This window comes from Rhizobium sp. NPDC090275 (assembly GCF_044772225.1).
GTDB lineage: Bacteria > Pseudomonadota > Alphaproteobacteria > Rhizobiales > Rhizobiaceae > Rhizobium.
Map to the genome: position 1 here is coordinate 328,232 of NZ_JBIVYL010000005.1, position 14,084 is coordinate 342,315.

Genomic DNA, 14,084 nt, shown 5'->3' on the forward strand with positions numbered 1-14,084 from the left:
GGGTTTGCGGGTAGAGTTGATTTTAAAGCAACCTGCGGAGCACGGCTGTCATGAACAAGATTGTGCGTGATCATTATCCTGTCGCCAACCTTCCCGAGGATTTGAGGGAGGGATTGGGGGACGTGGCGACGGTGCGTGTGGTCGTCGAATCCGAGCCGCAGGCAAGTCGTGCGGCGCAGAACGACGATCCGCTGCTGCGCGACGGACCTATCGAGGCGCATGAACTGATGGCTCTGCGCGAGCGCTATCTTGCCCTGGGTCGTCCACGCGTTACCGAGGAAGAGGCTGTTGCCCGCATTCGTGAGCTTCGCGACGAGTGGGACTATTGATGGATCAGTTCGGTCGGATCTATCTCGACACCAACCTTTTCATTCTTGCGTTCGAGACGGAAAGCGACGTCGCGGTCAAGGCGACCTTGATAATGTCCAAAGCCAAAGCACAGAACCCGCCACGTTTCGTGACGAGTGAACTGACACTGGCCGAACTTCTGGTGCTGCCCTATCGCCAAAACAATGCCTGGCTGGTCGGCCTCTATCACCAAGTCTTCAGCGGCTCCTGGCTGGACATCCAGCCGGTCACCCGCGACATTCTTCTATCGGCCGCTCGGCACCGAGCTACCAATCCAGCCCGCAAGCTCCCCGACGCCGTTCACGTGGCGACGGCGATCGGCGGCGGCTGCACCCACCTCCTCTCTTCCGACAAGCGGATCGGACCGGGGCCGAACGAGGCCCTTCCCTTCGCCCTTGCCAAACCCGACGACGCCACCCTGACCTCCCTGATTGAGAGCCTGTCCTGATGTCCGAACCCTTGCTGTCCGTCCGCAATCTTTCCGTCGCCTTCCACCAGGGGGGCGCGACTTCAGTGGCTGTCGATGGCATTTCCTTCGATGTCAACAAGGGCGAGGTGGTAGCGCTGGTGGGAGAGTCCGGCTCGGGGAAATCGGTGTCGGCCAATTCCATCCTGCGATTGCTCCCCTACCCCTCGGCCAGCCATCCCTCCGGCGAAATCCTGTTCAAGGGCAAGGATCTCCTGAAGGCATCGGACAAGGTGCTGCGCGAGGTGCGCGGCAACGACATCACGATGATCTTCCAGGAGCCGATGACCTCGCTCAACCCGCTGCACAATATCGAGAAGCAGATCGCCGAGATCCTCGAACTGCACCAGGGAATCAAGGGACAGGCGGCGCGCACGCGGGTGCTGGAGCTGCTCAACCAGGTCGGTATCCGCGAGCCGGAGAAGCGGCTGAAGGCCTATCCGCACGAGCTCTCGGGCGGGCAGCGGCAGCGCGTGATGATCGCCATGGCGCTCGCCAATCGCCCGGAACTGCTGATCACCGACGAGCCGACGACGGCGCTCGATGTTACCGTGCAGGCGCAGATCCTCGAGCTCTTGCGACAGCTGAAGGGCCAGCACGGCATGTCGATGCTGTTCATCACCCACGACCTCGGCATCGTGCGCAAGTTCGCCGACCGGGTTTGCGTGATGACCAAGGGCAAGATCGTCGAGACCGGGACAGTCGAGGAGGTGTTCACCAATCCGCAGCATCAATATACGCGACACCTGCTGGCCTCCGAGCCGCGCGGCGAGCCGCCGCTTGCCGACAGTTCCAAGCCGATCGTGATGCAGGGATCGGACATCAAGGTCTGGTTCCCGATCAAGGCGGGGCTGATGCGCAAGGTGGTGGACCATGTGAAAGCGGTCGACGGGATCGATCTTTCGCTTCGCGCCGGGCAGACGCTGGGTGTGGTCGGCGAATCCGGATCGGGCAAGACGACGCTCGGGCTGGCGCTCACCCGGCTGATCTCTTCGCAGGGGCGGATCAGCTTTGTCGGCAAGGATATAGCCAGCTATTCGTTTACGGAGATGCGGCCGCTGCGCAACCAGTTGCAGGTGGTGTTCCAGGACCCTTACGGCTCGCTTAGCCCGCGCATGTCGGTGGGCGATATCATCGCCGAGGGGCTGAAGGTGCACGAGCGCGGGCTTTCCTACGAGGAGCGCGACCGGCGCGTTTGCTGGGCGCTGGAGGAGGTGGGGCTCGACCCGACTACCCGTTGGCGCTATCCGCACGAATTCTCCGGCGGCCAGCGGCAGCGTATCGCGATCGCCCGCGCCATGGTGCTGAAGCCGCGTTTCGTGATGCTCGACGAGCCGACATCGGCGCTCGACATGAGCGTGCAGGCGCAGGTGGTCGATCTCTTGCGCGACCTGCAACAGAAGCACGATCTGGCCTATCTCTTCATCAGCCACGATCTCAAGGTCGTGAAGGCGCTCGCCAACGAGGTGATCGTGATGCGCTTCGGCAAGGTGGTGGAACAGGGGCCATCGGCCGATATCTTCCGCGCGCCGAAGGACGATTACACCAAGGCGCTGATGGCGGCGGCCTTCAACATCGAGGCGCGGCCGACGCCTGCAGTGCAACACTAACGACATCAGAGCCCAGACAACATGCCAGCTCCCATTCTCGTCGATCTCAAGTTCAATCCCTATACCGTCGCGCGCATCCTCAAGACCGCTTTTCTCGATCGCGGCAGCATCAATATCGCCGATCCGGGCACGAAGGGCCGGGATCTATCCGATCTCGACTACGCGCTGCTTTGGAAGCCGGATGCGGATCTCTTCGAACGGGCGCCGAACCTGAAGGTCATCTTTTCCGGCGGCGCGGGGGTCGACAGCTTCATGAACCTGCCCGGCCTTCCGGATGTGCCGATCGTGCGCTTCGTCGACCATAGCCTGACGACGCGGATGAGCGAGTGGGTGGTGATGCAGTGCCTGATGCACCAGCGTGGGCAGGCGGAGCACGACCGGCTTCAGCGGAAGCGCGAATGGGGCAGCGACGTGGCGCCAGAGGCATCGGAGCTTACCGTCGGCGTCATGGGTCTCGGCGTGCTCGGCCAGGATGCCGTCAGGAAGCTGACGGTGATGGGCTTCAACGTCATCGGCTGGTCGCGCACGGCCAAAGAAATCGATGGCATCGAGACATTCGACGCAAGCGGGCTCGACGCCTTTCTTTCGAAGACCGATATCCTCGTCGGGCTGCTGCCGCTGACGCCCGAGACGACCAAATTCTACAATGCCGCGCTGTTTTCCAGGCTTCGCCAGGGCGGCGCGCTCGGAAAGCCGGTGTTCATCAATGCCGGGCGCGGCAAGAGCCAGGTCGAGGCCGATATCGTCTCGGCGATCGAAACCGGCGTGCTTGGCGGCGCTTCGCTCGATGTCTTCGAGGTCGAGCCGCTTCCTTCGGAAAGCCCGCTCTGGGACCTGCCTGGTGTCTTCATCACGCCGCATGATGCGGCGAGTTCGGAGGAGAATGCGCTGTTTCGCCATGTGGAGCGGCAGATCGCCCGCTTCGAGCAAGGCCAGCCGCTGCAATACGTGGTCGATCGCGACCGCGGTTACTGAGGCGGGAACCATCGTTGCCGGTGGCCGTTTCTTTTCCTGATGTTTGAAGGGCGGCCGATGCCGCCCGGTTTGGGAAGGGGCAGGCATGGTGGAGCGGATCGAGAGACCGTGGAGCGAAGACAACGGCCGCGAAGAGACGCCAAAAGACACGACGGCCGGGCGGACCAAACGGAAGTCGCCGACCAGCGTCCGCATCTTACGCATGCTGATCGCGGCCCTGCTTCTGGCGTTCGCCGTCTGGATTCCGGTCGAGATATGGAGCCGCTATCACCTGCCGCAGCCTGACGAGCCCACGAATGCGGAGCCCGCTCCGGCGCAAGGCGGTGGCGGACAGTCCGGCACCGAGGCACCGACGCCCGCCGGGCGCGCAAACGCGCCGCAGACAAACGCGCAGTAGGCGGGCCGACGCTTGCCCAAGCTTTCGGGCAAATGACGGGGTTGTATTTGTTCTGGACATTGCCGGCGCAGTTTTCGATAAGAAAGCGCACAGGCCGGTTGTCCTGCGCCGTTCGCGGCGCCTGCACCCGGATTGGATAGGGTGGAATCGATGGCGAAGACAGATATTGCACGGCGCGTTTACAACCACGCTTGGAAACTCGACCCGATCGTCCGCAGCCTGATCGATACGGACTTCTACAAGCTGTTGATGCTGCAGATGATCTGGAAGCTCTATCCCGACGTCAACGCCACCTTCACCGTCATCAACCGCACCAAGCGGGTGCTGCTTGCCGAAGAGATCGACGAGGGGGAACTGCGCGCGCAGCTCGACCACGCGCGCACGCTTCGGCTCTCCAAGAAAGAGATGATCTGGCTGGCGGGTAACAGCTTCTATGGCCGCGCGCAGATCTTCGAGCCGGAGTTCCTGGCCTGGCTCTCGCATTTCCAGCTGCCGGAATACGAGCTGTCGAAGCGCGACGGACAGTACAGGCTCGATTTCCACGGCTCGTGGAAAGAGACCACGATGTGGGAAATTCCCGCACTCGCTATTATCAACGAGCTGCGCTCGCGCTCAGCGCTACGCGCGCTCGGGCCGTTTACGCTCGATGTGCTCTACGCCCGCGCCAAGGCGCGCATGTGGGAGAAGGTCGAGCGGCTGCGCGAACTGCCGGGCCTGCGCATTTCCGATTTCGGAACGCGGCGGCGCCACAGCTTCCTGTGGCAGCGCTGGTGCGTCGAGGCCCTGAAGGAAGGCATCGGCGCCGGCTTTACCGGCACCAGCAACGTGCTGCTCGCCATGGACAACGACCTCGAAGCCGTCGGCACCAACGCGCATGAGCTGCCGATGGTGGCGGCCGCGCTTGCCGAGACCGATGATGAGCTGCGCAACGCGCCCTACAAGGTGCTGCGCGACTGGAACAAGCTTTACGGCGGCAACCTTCTGATCGTGCTGCCCGATGCCTTCGGCACCGCCGCATTCCTGCGCGACGCGCCGGAATGGGTGGCGGACTGGACGGGTTTCCGCCCCGACAGCGCGCCCCCGATCGAAGGCGGCGAGAAGATCATCGAATGGTGGAAGAAGATGGGGCGCGACCCCCGGCAGAAGATGCTGATCTTCTCCGACGGCATGGATGTCGATGCGATCATCGACACCTACAAGCATTTCGAGGGCCGCGTGCGCATGAGCTTCGGCTGGGGCACCAACCTCACCAACGACTTCGCCGGCTGCGCGCCGACCGAGATCTCCGGCCTCAACCCGATCTCGATCGTCTGCAAGGTCAGCGACGCCAACGGCCGCCCGGCCGTCAAGCTCTCCGACAACCCGCAGAAGGCGACCGGCGAGCCTGAGGAAGTGCAGCGCTACCTGAAGTTCTTCGGCACCGAGGATCTGGTCGATCAGGCCGTTCTGGTCTGAAACGCGTTACAACGCATGTGTTTGAGACAAGGGAACGGCCACGTGATCTCGTGACAGCGACGTGACGTCAATCTGCCGCCCGACCCCGTTCTTAAGTTAACGGCAGTCGCGTTCCGACGCTGCGTTTACAGCATATTGGCGGATACGCAAGGCGGCAGGCCGTGCTTGCCTCGTGATCCCGATCATTCGAGCCGACCGGGCGCCCGCTTTTGGGCGCCCGTAGCCACCTTACTTGACGACGAGGATCGCCTTGCCGCGGACTCTGTCGTAGAGGTCGATGATATCCTGGTTGAACATGCGCACGCAGCCGGAAGAGGCGTTCTTGCCGATCGAGCGCCATTCCGGCGAGCCGTGGATGCGATAGAGCGTGTCCTGGCCATCCTGGAAGATATAGAGCGCGCGGGCGCCGAGCGGATTGCTGAGCCCCGGCGGCATGCCCTCTTTCCACTCGCTGAGCTTCGGATTGCGGCCGATCATCGACGGCGTCGGCGTCCAGGTCGGCCATTTGCGCTTCCACTGGATCACCGCCCGCCCTTTCCAGGCGCGGCCCTGCGCGCCGAGGCTCACGCCATAGCGGATCGCCCGGTCGTTCTTCAGGATGAAATAGAGGAACTTGGTCTCGGTATCGACGACGATCGAGCCCGCCGGCTCGTCGCTGTGATAATCGACCTCCTGGCGCAGATAGCGCGGATCGACCTCTGAATAGCTGATGGCCGGGAGACGATAGTTGCTGTCATCGAGATCGGCATAGATCAGCGGATAATCCGGCCTGTCGACCGGGCGCTCCGGCTGCGAAACGACGGCCTCGGCGACAGGTGCCGCGGCCTCGACGGCCGGCGGCTTGGGCATGGCGACGTCGACCGGTTGGGAGGGAAGCTGCGTGCAGGCCGCAAGCAGCGAAACGCCGGCCGCCGCGACAAGCGACCGAAGAATGGAGAGGCTATGCAATTTCAGGGTATCCAATGCGAGAGGTAAGCTGTGATCCCTCTCCCTGGCCGGGCATCGGTGACCAAATTGTGTTCGCTGGGGCAAATATAGAAGAGCTTGGGAGCTTCGGCGCGGGCCTGTTGGCGGAATGCAACACGGGGCGTGAAGCGCGTTACATAGGGCGCAGAAAGCCAGCTTTGACTAGCCGATCACACGTCAATGGGGAGACGGAGATAGCAGCATCGATTTCCGAGGAAATGGCGGACAAGGTGGGATTCGAACCCACGGTACGCTTTCACGTACACACGCGTTCCAGGCGTGCGCCTTAAACCACTCGGCCACCTGTCCTGCTGCTTGATTTGGCACCCTTCGGCGCAAATCGTTGGAACGGCGCGATATATACCGAGGAATTTTCAGGGATCAACCTAAATCTAACAGTTTTTTGACTTCTTCCAGCAAAAGTGCCGGAATGCGGTCCATTGCGGTTCCGGCGGCAGGGCACTAGTGTCTTGATGTCTTGGAGAATGGGCGCAACTGGCCGGGCCAAATCCGGCGGATCGGTGGCGGAGAGTGTAATGCGTTTCCTTTTGCGTTTGGCGAGCCTGATCGCGCTGGCGGTTGCGGTGATTGCCGGAACGATCGACAGCATCCAGTCCGTGGCGGCATCCTCGGTCGTCATCACGCCGATGGGCGATGCCTGGCAGGACATGAGCGCATCCTCCTTCGAGGCGCTGCAATCGACCATCGCCTACTATATCCATCCCCGCTTCTACACGATCGCCTTCCAGTGGCTGATGATGCAGCCGGCTTTCGCGGTGTTTCTCGTGCTATCGCTCCTCCTGTGGATGGCCGGGTACAAGAAACCGCCGGTGGCCGGCCGTTTCGCGGCTTAGGCCAAGACGCCGGTCTCAAGCGTACTTGCCCGCATTTATGCTACCTGACGTGGCGGTGAATGCCCTTTGGCGGCCATGCGCGCATGATGCGGACACGAGGTTCAGCGCGGTTGGAGGTGCATGGCGGCGTCTCAAATGACTAGAAAAATCGCATTTTAGCGGTGCTTTTGCGTAAAAAACGATTGCACTGGCCGGTTTTTACGCAATGTCGGCAATTTTTTACCAGCCGAAAAATTTCTCGTGAATTTTCATTGGAGCCATGCAAGGATGCGCGAAGCCAGGCCTCCGGGGGGAGGTCGGTGGTTCCGCAGACATGCCTGAAAACGGGCTTGCGGGAGGACCCCTAACAAATAGCAACAACAGGGCTGCACAATGAAAAAATCCCTTCTGACCGTCCTTGCCGTGGCTGCCATGTCCACGACGGCGCTCGCTGCCGACGTCAAGCCGGCACTGGTCTACGGCACCGGCGGAAAGTTCGACAAGTCGTTCAACGAAGCCGCCTACAATGGCGCCGAGAAGTTCAAGAAGGAAACCGGTATCGCCTACCGCGACTTCGAGCCGACCGGCGACACGCAGGGCGAACAGGCCATCCGCAACTTCGCCAGCCGCGGCTTCAACCCGGTTGTAGCAGTCTCCTTCGCCTGGACCTCGGCGATCGAGAAAGTTGCCGCCGAATTCCCGGACACCAAGTTCATCATCGTTGATGCCGTTGTCGACAAGCCGAACGTCCGCTCGGTCGTCTACAAGGAAGAAGAAGGTTCGTACCTCGTCGGCGTTCTCGCCGGCATGGCATCGAAGACCGGCAAGGTCGGCTTCGTCGGCGGCATGGACATTCCGCTTATCCGCAAGTTCGAGTGCGGCTACGAGCAGGGCGCACGCGCCGCCAACGCCAAGATGGAAGTGTTCCAGAACATGACCGGCACGACGGGTGCTGCATGGAACGACCCGGTTCGCGGCGGTGAGCTCACCAAGAACCAGATCGACCAGGGCGCTGACGTGATCTACGCAGCAGCCGGTGCAACCGGTCTCGGCGTTCTGCAGACCGCCGCCGACAACAAGAAGTTCTCGATCGGCGTCGATTCGAACCAGAACCACCTGCATCCGGGCTCGGTCCTGACCTCGATGGTCAAGCGCGTCGACCTCGCCGTCTACAACGCCTACACCGACACCAAGGCCGACAAGTTCACCGGCGGCGTGCAGTCGCTCGGCGTCAAGGAAGACGGCGTTGCTGCTGCCATCGACGACAACAACAAGGCGCTGATCACGCCTGAAATGCTGGCCGCCGTCGAAAAGGCCAAGGCAGACATCATCGCGGGCACCGTCAAGGTTCACGATTACACCTCGGACAACGCCTGCCCGAAGTGATCCGCGCCTGAAATTGGGCGTATGGCGGAATTGATTTTCGCCATACGCCCTTTTCGTATCTGGAGCCTGCTGTGACTGACACGCCCGCTATCGAACTTGTGGGCATCGACAAGAAATTCGGTGCCGTCCACGCCAACAAAGACATCAACCTCACCGTCGCCAAGGGATCGATCCACGGCATCATCGGGGAAAACGGAGCCGGAAAATCGACGCTGATGTCGATCATCTACGGCTTCTACCACGCCGATCAGGGCGAGATCCGGGTCAACGGCCAGGCCGTGACGATCAAGGACAGCCAGACGGCGATCGCAACCGGTATCGGCATGGTGCACCAGCACTTCATGCTGGTCGACAATTTCACGGTGCTCGAGAACATCATGCTCGGCGCCGAGGGCGGAGCGCTGCTCGCCAGAGGCGTAGCGTCTGCACGCGCCGAGCTGAAGCGGCTGGAAAAGGAATACGGCCTCGAGGTCAACCCGGATGCGCTGATCGAGCAGCTCCCCGTCGGCCTGCAGCAGCGCGTCGAAATCCTGAAAGCCATGTATCGCGGCGCCGAGATCCTCATCCTCGACGAGCCCACGGGCGTTCTGACGCCGGCTGAGGCCGACCACCTGTTCCGCATCCTCAAAGTGCTGCGCGACCAGGGCAAGACGGTCATTCTCATCACCCACAAGCTGCGCGAGATCATGGCGATCACGGATACGGTGTCCGTCATGCGCCGCGGCGAGATGGTGGCGACCCGCAAGACCGCCGAGACGACGGTCGAGGAACTGGCCGAGCTGATGGTGGGCCGGCGCGTGCTCCTTCGCGTGCAGAAGGGCGAGGCCAATCCCGGCAAGGTCATCCTGTCGGTGCGCAATCTGACGGTGAAGGACGACCGCGGCGTGGTCATGGTCGACAACGTGTCGTTCGACGTACGCGCCGGCGAGATCGTCGGCGTGGCGGGCGTGGCCGGCAACGGGCAGTCGGAGCTTCTCGAAGCCATCGCGGGCATCCGCAAGCCGCATTCGGGCGAGATCCTGCTCGACGGGCAGCCGATCGACAAGGCCGATCCGGCGCGGCTGCGCGAGCTCGGCCTCGCACACATCCCCGAGGACCGCCACCACATGGGCCTCGTGCTGAAGTTCGAGGAATACGAAAATTCGGTGCTCGGCTATCACCGCAAACCTGAATACAGCAAGGGCCCGCTGCTCGATCTCGAAGCGATCCGCAAGGATGCGATGGAAAAGATCGAGAAATACGACATCCGGCCGCCGAACCCACGGCTGAAGACCGCCAACCTCTCCGGCGGCAACCAGCAGAAGATCGTCGTCGCCCGCGAAATCGAGCGCGACCCGACGGCGCTGATCATCGGCCAGCCGACGCGCGGCGTCGACATCGGCGCAATCGAATTCATTCACCGCCGGATCATCGAGATGCGCGACGCGGGCAAGGCGATCCTGCTCGTCTCCGTCGAGCTCGACGAAATCCGCGCCCTTTCAGACCGTATCCTTGTCATGTTCGCCGGCCATGTCGTCGGCGAGAAGACGCCCGATGCCGGTGAACAGACCCTCGGCCTGATGATGGCCGGCATTGCCGCGTGAGGCCTTGATGAGCACTGCTTCCACTCCCCTACCCCGCTGGATCAACTACGGCCTCATCCCGATCCTGAACCTTCTCACCGCCTTCCTGATATCAGGCTTCGTCGTCTGGCTGATCGGCGAAAGCCCGATCGGGGCGCTGCAGCTTCTCATCGAAGGCGCGCTCGGGAGCGGCGAAGGCATCGGCTTTACGCTGTACTATGCCACCAGCTTCATCTTCACCGGCCTTTCGGTGGCGGTCGCCATCCATGCCGGGCTGTTCAACATCGGCTCCGAGGGACAGGCCTATCTCGGCGGTCTCGGCTGCGCGCTTGTGGCGCTGGCGCTCGACAAGTTCGTGCCGTGGTACGTGACCATGCCCGTGGCCGTGATCGGCGCCGGCCTGTTCGGTGCGGCCTGGGCCTTCATTCCGGCCTGGCTGCAGGCCAAGCGCGGCAGCCATATCGTCATCACCACGATCATGTTCAACTATATCGGCGCGGCGCTGATGGTCTATCTGCTCGTCCACGTGCTGATCGTGCCGGGCAAGATGGCGCCCGAGACCCGCACCTTCCTCGAAGGCGGTCAGTTGCCGAAGCTCGGCTGGATCATGGACATGTTCGGCGCCAAGCTGGGTGCGGCACCCTTCAACGTCTCCTTCATCATCGCGCTGGTGGCGGCTTACTTCGTCTGGCTGCTGATCTGGCGCACCAAGCTCGGCTTCGAGATGCGCACGCTCGGCGTCAGCCCGAGTGCGGCGGCCTATGCCGGCATTCCCTATGCGCGCATCGTCATCATCGCCATGCTGCTTTCGGGCGCGCTGGCGGGCATGATGGCGCTCAATCCCGTCATGGGCTCATCGGCCCGCCTGCAGGTCGAGTTCGTCGGCGGCGCCGGCTTCGTCGGCATCGCGGTGTCGCTGATGGGGCGCAACCATCCTGTCGGCATCGTGCTCTCGGCCATCCTGTTCGGTATTCTCTACCAGGGTGGCGACTGGATCTCGTTCGAGATGCCCAACATCACCCGTGAGATGATCCTCGTGATCCAGGGTCTGGTGATCCTGTTTGCCGGCGCGCTTGAATACATGTACCGGCCGGCGATGGTGCGTCTCTACCAACAGTTCAAGCGGGCGTAAGGAGCGCGACGATGGAATATTACGACATCTTCATCAGCGTTCTGAGCTCCACCATTCGCCTGTCGATCCCACTGATCTTCACGGCGCTGGCGGGCCTGTTTTCCGAACGCGCCGGCGTCTTCGACATCGGGCTCGAGGGCAAGATGCTGGGCTCGGCGTTTGCCGCCGCCTGTGTCGCCTACCTCACCGATTCCGCCTGGGCGGGACTTTGCGCCGGTATCGTCTGCTCGGTCGCGCTGAGCTTCGTGCACGGCTTTGCCTCGATCACCAATCGAGGCAATCAGATCATCTCCGGCGTCGCGATCAACTTCTTCGTGGCCGGTATCACCATCGTGCTCGGCCAGGCCTGGTTCGGCCAGGGCGGGCGCACGCCGCAGTTGGCCGGCGACGCGCGCTTTACGCCGATCACGCTTCCGGGCGCTGATGCGGTGCGCGAGGTGCCGATCCTTGGGCCGCTCTATGCCAACGTGATCTCCGGCAACAATATCCTGACCTACCTCGCCTTCCTGGCGGTGCCGCTCTCGTGGTGGATCCTCTACCGCACGCGCTTCGGTCTTCGTCTGCGCGCCGTCGGTGAAAATCCAGGTGCTGTCGATACCGCCGGCATTTCGGTCAGCTGGCTGCGCTATCGCGCCGTCATCTGCGCCGGCATTCTCTGCGGCTTCTCCGGCACCTATCTGGCGATCGCGCAATCGGCCGCCTTCATCAAGGACATGTCGGCAGGCAAAGGCTATATCGCGCTCGCCGCACTCGTCTTCGCCAAGTGGAAGCCGGTGCCTGTCATGTTCGCCTGCCTCCTCTTCGGCTTCCTCGATGCGCTTGGGAATTTCATGCAGGGCAAGCCGATCCCCGGGATCGGCGAGGTGCCGGTGCAGATCTTCCAGGCCCTGCCCTATATCCTCACCTGCGTGCTGCTCGCGGGCTTCATCGGCAAAGCCATCCCGCCGAAGGCCGGCGGCACCCCCTATGTCAAGGAGCGCTAAGACCATGTCCCACGACCTCTTCGAAGCCGCCCGCGGCGCCATGGCATTCGCCCACGCGCCCTATTCGAAATTCCCCGTAGGTGCTGCGATCCGCGCCGAGGACGGCAAGGTCTATACCGGCGCCAATATCGAGAACCTCTCCTTCCCGCAGGGTTGGTGCGCGGAGCCGACGGCCATCAGCGCCATGATCATGGGCGGGGCGAAGAAGATCGTCGAGATGGCCGTGATCGCCGAGAAGCTGCCGCTCTGCCCGCCTTGCGGCGGCTGCCGGCAGAAGATCTCGGAATTCGCCTCCAAGGACACGAAGATTTATCTCTGCGACGAAGCCGGCGTGCAGAAGACCATGACCATGGACGAACTGCTTCCCTTCAGCTTCGAGACCGAACTCTGATGCAGGCGGCGCTCGACCTGCTGAAGGCGCGTCTCGGCGGGCTTTCGCCGCGCTACGGCGTGATCCTCGGCTCCGGGCTCGGCTCGCTGGTGGCGGAGCTCAAGGATGCGGTTCGGATACCCTATCAGGATGTGCCGGGCTTTCCCGTCAGCGCCGTCTCAGGCCATGCAGGCGAGGTCGTGGCCGGCACGCTTGGTGGCGTGCCTGTCATCATGCTGTCGGGGCGTGTGCACTTCTACGAGAAGGGCGACGCCAACGCCATGCGGCGGCCGATCGAGGTGTTGAAGGCGCTCGGCGTCGAAGCGCTGATCCTGACGAACTCGGCGGGATCGCTGCGCGAGGATCTGGCGCCGGGATCGGTGATGCAGATCACCGACCATATCAACTATTCCGGCATCAACCCGCTGATCGGCGAGGAGAGCGACCGCCGCTTCGTGGGCATGACGAATGCCTATGATACCGAGCTTGCTGACGCGATGCGGCGGGCGGCGGAGACGACGGGAACGGCGCTATCGCAGGGCGTCTACATGTGGTTCTCCGGCCCGAGCTTCGAGACGCCGGCGGAGATCCGCATGGCGCGCATTCTCGGCGCCGATGCCGTGGGCATGTCGACCGTGCCTGAAGTGATCATCGCGCGAATGCTCGACATGAGGGTTGCGGCTGCTTCCGTTATCACCAACTATGGGGCCGGAATGACCGGTTCGGAACTGAGCCACGACGAAACCAAGGAGATGGCGCCCATCGGCGGTGCCCGTCTTGCCGCCATCCTGAAAGAGATGATCGCGGCTGGAGGAAATGACGCATGAGCAATCACTCGCTGAAGGAAACGGCGGCCGTGGCGCTGTCGTTGCTTGATCTCACCAACCTCAAGGACGACTGCACGGAAGCGCAGATCGAGGCCTTGTGCGCACGCGCGCAGACGCCCTACGGCAATAGCGCCGCGATCTGCATCTGGCCGCGCTTCGTCGCGCATGCGCGCTCGATCCTCGGCAGCGGCCATCCCGTGAAGATCGCCACCGTCGTCAACTTCCCCTCGGGCGACATGGAGGTCGCCGACGTGGCGGCGGAAACGCGCGAAGCGATCGCCGACGGCGCCGACGAGATCGACCTCGTCATTCCCTATCGCAAGTTCATCGCCGGCAGCGGCCGGGCGGTTACCGACATGGTGGCAGCCGTGCGCGCCGAATGCGGCGAGGCGGTGCTGTTGAAGGTGATCCTCGAGACCGGCGAGATCAAGGATGCGGCGATGATCCGCCGCGCCTCGGAGCTGGCTATCGAGGCAGGCGCCGATTTCATCAAGACCTCGACCGGCAAGGTGTCCGTCAACGCCACGCTTGAAGCCGCCGACATCATGCTGCGCGCCATTCGCCAGAGTGGTCGCAAGGTCGGCTTCAAGCCGGCGGGCGGCATTGCCTCTGTGGCGGATGCGGCGCTCTATCTGAGCCTTGCCGAGACGATCATGGCGCCCGACTGGCCGATGCCCTCGACGTTCCGCTTCGGTGCTTCGGGCGTGCTCGACGATATCCTCGCGGTTCTCTCAGGCACGCAATCGGCACCGGCGACCGCCGCGAGCTACTGAG

Annotated in this window: 15 protein-coding genes and 1 tRNA gene; 14 read left to right on the forward strand and 2 right to left on the reverse strand. The window is 62.8% G+C overall.

Annotated elements, in window-relative coordinates; translation table 11 throughout:
* The first annotated feature begins 50 nt into the window (after window positions 1-50).
* The 6 genes from ACIQUB_RS15460 (at window position 51) to pncB (ending at window position 5,251) form a co-directional block, all read left to right on the forward strand.
* A complete protein-coding gene (locus ACIQUB_RS15460) occupies window positions 51-329 on the forward strand; it encodes a hypothetical protein (protein ID WP_113239453.1) in 279 nt (92 codons plus the stop codon).
* Window positions 329-796 (forward strand): type II toxin-antitoxin system VapC family toxin, encoded by a 468-nt coding sequence (locus tag ACIQUB_RS15465; RefSeq protein WP_113239454.1) that lies wholly within the window; start codon window positions 329-331, stop codon window positions 794-796. The genes ACIQUB_RS15460 and ACIQUB_RS15465 overlap by 1 nt, the downstream gene beginning before the upstream one ends.
* Window positions 796-2,424 (forward strand): ABC transporter ATP-binding protein, encoded by a 1,629-nt coding sequence (locus ACIQUB_RS15470; RefSeq protein ID WP_113239455.1) that lies wholly within the window; start codon window positions 796-798, stop codon window positions 2,422-2,424. The genes ACIQUB_RS15465 and ACIQUB_RS15470 overlap by 1 nt, the downstream gene beginning before the upstream one ends.
* A 21-nt stretch (window positions 2,425-2,445) precedes the next feature.
* Window positions 2,446-3,399 (forward strand): glyoxylate/hydroxypyruvate reductase A, encoded by a 954-nt coding sequence (locus tag ACIQUB_RS15475; protein WP_113239456.1) that lies wholly within the window; start codon window positions 2,446-2,448, stop codon window positions 3,397-3,399.
* Between the two features lie 85 nt (window positions 3,400-3,484).
* Complete coding sequence (locus ACIQUB_RS15480; RefSeq protein WP_113239457.1) at window positions 3,485-3,796, forward strand: hypothetical protein; 312 nt, start codon at window positions 3,485-3,487, stop codon at window positions 3,794-3,796.
* A 150-nt stretch (window positions 3,797-3,946) separates the two neighbouring features.
* Window positions 3,947-5,251 (forward strand): nicotinate phosphoribosyltransferase, encoded by a 1,305-nt coding sequence (gene pncB / locus ACIQUB_RS15485; protein ID WP_018899205.1) that lies wholly within the window; start codon window positions 3,947-3,949, stop codon window positions 5,249-5,251.
* A gap of 228 nt (window positions 5,252-5,479) precedes the next feature.
* Here pncB and ACIQUB_RS15490 read toward each other — a convergent pair whose 3' ends face one another.
* A complete protein-coding gene (locus ACIQUB_RS15490; protein WP_402930499.1) occupies window positions 5,480-6,199 on the reverse strand; it encodes a L,D-transpeptidase in 720 nt (239 codons plus the stop codon).
* Window positions 6,200-6,436: 237 nt separating this feature from the next.
* A tRNA-Ser gene (locus ACIQUB_RS15495) sits at window positions 6,437-6,526 on the reverse strand.
* A 227-nt stretch (window positions 6,527-6,753) separates the two neighbouring features.
* On the opposite strand from ACIQUB_RS15495, the gene ACIQUB_RS15500 reads away from it, so the two are divergent.
* From ACIQUB_RS15500 to deoC, 8 genes are all read left to right on the forward strand, one after another.
* Entirely contained in the window at window positions 6,754-7,071 is a 318-nt protein-coding gene (locus tag ACIQUB_RS15500; protein ID WP_018899203.1) for a hypothetical protein, read from the forward strand.
* A 372-nt stretch (window positions 7,072-7,443) separates the two neighbouring features.
* Entirely contained in the window at window positions 7,444-8,436 is a 993-nt protein-coding gene (locus ACIQUB_RS15505; protein ID WP_018899202.1) for a BMP family protein, read from the forward strand.
* 71 nt (window positions 8,437-8,507) lie between these two features.
* Entirely contained in the window at window positions 8,508-10,019 is a 1,512-nt protein-coding gene (locus ACIQUB_RS15510; RefSeq protein WP_402930502.1) for an ABC transporter ATP-binding protein, read from the forward strand.
* A gap of 7 nt (window positions 10,020-10,026) precedes the next feature.
* A complete protein-coding gene (locus ACIQUB_RS15515) occupies window positions 10,027-11,130 on the forward strand; it encodes an ABC transporter permease (protein WP_018899200.1) in 1,104 nt (367 codons plus the stop codon).
* Window positions 11,131-11,141: 11 nt separating this feature from the next.
* Window positions 11,142-12,113: an ABC transporter permease gene (locus ACIQUB_RS15520; protein ID WP_113239459.1), complete on the forward strand. Its 972-nt coding sequence runs from the start codon at window positions 11,142-11,144 to the stop codon at window positions 12,111-12,113.
* 4 nt (window positions 12,114-12,117) lie between these two features.
* Window positions 12,118-12,504, forward strand: coding sequence for a cytidine deaminase (locus tag ACIQUB_RS15525; RefSeq protein WP_018899198.1), 387 nt, complete (start codon window positions 12,118-12,120; stop codon window positions 12,502-12,504).
* Entirely contained in the window at window positions 12,504-13,310 is an 807-nt protein-coding gene (locus ACIQUB_RS15530) for a purine-nucleoside phosphorylase (protein WP_113239460.1), read from the forward strand. Before ACIQUB_RS15525 ends, ACIQUB_RS15530 begins: the two co-directional genes overlap by 1 nt.
* A complete protein-coding gene (deoC, locus tag ACIQUB_RS15535) occupies window positions 13,307-14,083 on the forward strand; it encodes a deoxyribose-phosphate aldolase (protein WP_018899196.1) in 777 nt (258 codons plus the stop codon). The genes ACIQUB_RS15530 and deoC overlap by 4 nt, the downstream gene beginning before the upstream one ends.
* The last annotated feature ends 1 nt before the right edge of the window (window position 14,084 follow it).

Bases quoted from the DNA above. Each gene is read 5' to 3' on its own strand.
- ACIQUB_RS15500 (WP_018899203.1), top strand. From the start codon at position 6,754: ATGCGTTTCCTTTTGCGTTTGGCGAGCCTGATCGCGCTGGCGGTTGCG.
- ACIQUB_RS15505 (WP_018899202.1), top strand. From the start codon at position 7,444: ATGAAAAAATCCCTTCTGACCGTCCTTGCCGTGGCTGCCATGTCCACG.
- ACIQUB_RS15465 (WP_113239454.1), top strand. From the start codon at position 329: ATGGATCAGTTCGGTCGGATCTATCTCGACACCAACCTTTTCATTCTT.
- ACIQUB_RS15480 (WP_113239457.1), top strand. From the start codon at position 3,485: ATGGTGGAGCGGATCGAGAGACCGTGGAGCGAAGACAACGGCCGCGAA.
- deoC (WP_018899196.1), top strand. From the start codon at position 13,307: ATGAGCAATCACTCGCTGAAGGAAACGGCGGCCGTGGCGCTGTCGTTG.
- pncB (WP_018899205.1), top strand. From the start codon at position 3,947: ATGGCGAAGACAGATATTGCACGGCGCGTTTACAACCACGCTTGGAAA.
- ACIQUB_RS15515 (WP_018899200.1), top strand. From the start codon at position 10,027: ATGAGCACTGCTTCCACTCCCCTACCCCGCTGGATCAACTACGGCCTC.
- ACIQUB_RS15530 (WP_113239460.1), top strand. From the start codon at position 12,504: ATGCAGGCGGCGCTCGACCTGCTGAAGGCGCGTCTCGGCGGGCTTTCG.
- ACIQUB_RS15470 (WP_113239455.1), top strand. From the start codon at position 796: ATGTCCGAACCCTTGCTGTCCGTCCGCAATCTTTCCGTCGCCTTCCAC.
- ACIQUB_RS15460 (WP_113239453.1), top strand. From the start codon at position 51: ATGAACAAGATTGTGCGTGATCATTATCCTGTCGCCAACCTTCCCGAG.
- ACIQUB_RS15520 (WP_113239459.1), top strand. From the start codon at position 11,142: ATGGAATATTACGACATCTTCATCAGCGTTCTGAGCTCCACCATTCGC.
- ACIQUB_RS15525 (WP_018899198.1), top strand. From the start codon at position 12,118: ATGTCCCACGACCTCTTCGAAGCCGCCCGCGGCGCCATGGCATTCGCC.
- ACIQUB_RS15475 (WP_113239456.1), top strand. From the start codon at position 2,446: ATGCCAGCTCCCATTCTCGTCGATCTCAAGTTCAATCCCTATACCGTC.